The sequence below is a fragment of the Nonomuraea lactucae genome, assembly GCF_003313395.1.
In the GTDB taxonomy this organism is placed as follows: domain Bacteria; phylum Actinomycetota; class Actinomycetes; order Streptosporangiales; family Streptosporangiaceae; genus Nonomuraea; species Nonomuraea lactucae.
On sequence record NZ_QNFZ01000499.1, the window covers coordinates 1 to 1,394 of the forward strand.

At 74.9% G+C, this 1,394-nt stretch carries 2 protein-coding genes; both read left to right on the forward strand.

The window, feature by feature from the left end; genetic code table 11:
* The coding region (locus DQW85_RS22995) for an SMP-30/gluconolactonase/LRE family protein (RefSeq protein WP_205315334.1) at positions 1-1,017 on the forward strand (1,017 nt) is incomplete at its 5' end.
* A 90-nt stretch (positions 1,018-1,107) separates the two neighbouring features.
* The coding region (locus DQW85_RS23000; protein WP_113702203.1) for a helix-turn-helix domain-containing protein at positions 1,108-1,394 on the forward strand (287 nt) is incomplete at its 3' end.

The following is a 1,394-nucleotide window of genomic DNA, read 5'->3' on the forward strand; positions in this document are numbered from 1 at the left end:
GCGCAGGCCGGGCCGGCGACGGCACCCTCGCGGGCGCCCGCGACCGGCGCCCAGCCCGACGCGCGCGTCTCCACCCCGCGCATCTCCAGCGTGCGCATCTCGACCGCGTACGAGCTGCCCGGCGACCGGGTCTACCCCGAAGGCATCGCCGCCGACCCCCGCACCGGCGCCCTCTACGCCGGCTCGTACACCGACGGCACCGTCTTCAAGATGACGCCCGGGAAGCGGGTCGCCGAGACGTTCCTGCCCGCGGGCGCGGACGGGCGCGACACCGCCAACGGGCTGGAGGTCGACCGGGCCGGGCGGCTGTGGGTGACCGACTCCACCAGTGGCGTCTCCGTCTACGACACCCGCAGCCGCCGGCTGCTCGCCCGCTTCGAGGTGCCCGAAGGAGGCCCGACCTTCGTCAACGACCTCGCCATCGCGCCCGACGGCAGCGCGTACATCACCGACAGCATCCGGCCCGTGGTCTACCGGGTCACGCCCCGCCGGCTCGCCGAGGCGAACGGCCGTACGGCGACGCTCAGCCCGCACTTCGACCTGAGCCGCCACCTCGACCCCCACGCGCCCGGGACGTTCGCCCTCAACGGCATCGTCGCCGACCCGGCCGGGCGTTATCTGCTGACCGTGGACATGACCGGTGGGGACCTCTTCCGCCTCGACGTCGCCTCCGGCGCGGTCCTGCGGGTCGCGCTGAGCGGCGGCGACACAGCGGGCGACACAGCGGGCGACACAGCGGGCGACATGGTGCACGCCGACGGGCTGGAGCTCGCCCACGGCACCCTGTGGGCGGTCCACAACCTCACCAACTCGATCAGCCGGTGGCGGGTCGCCCCGGACGGCTCGTCGGCGCGGGCCGTGCGCAGGCTGACCGACGAGGCGCTCCAGCTGCCCACCACGCTGGCGCGCCACCGCGGCACGCTCTACGTCGTGCGCTCCCAGTTCGACAAGGGTGGTCCCATCGGGCCGGGCACGCCGCGGATCCCCTTCACCATCGCCGCGGTGCGAGGCTTCTGAGACGGGACCCGCCTCCCGGACGCGTGCGGCAGGTTTCGGGAGGCGGCACCGCCGGTGGTTATGGAGCATGTGCTCTGTTATTGTGCCGGCATGCCCCGCCCGCGCACCCACGACCTCGACCGGCTGCTCGACGTCGCCGAGCGGCTGGTGGCCGAGGGCGGGCTGGAGCCGTTCACGGTGCGAGGGCTGGCGGCGGCCTCCGGGGTGTCGAACGGGGCGATCTACCACGCGTTCGGATCGCTGCCGGTGCTGCTCGGGCGGATGTGGCTGAGGGCGGCGGGCGACTTCCTGGACCTGCAGGAGGAGCTCGCACGCGCGGTGCGGGGGAGCGGCCCCGAGGCGGCCGTCGCGGCGGTGGTGGCCGCGGCGAGCGCGCC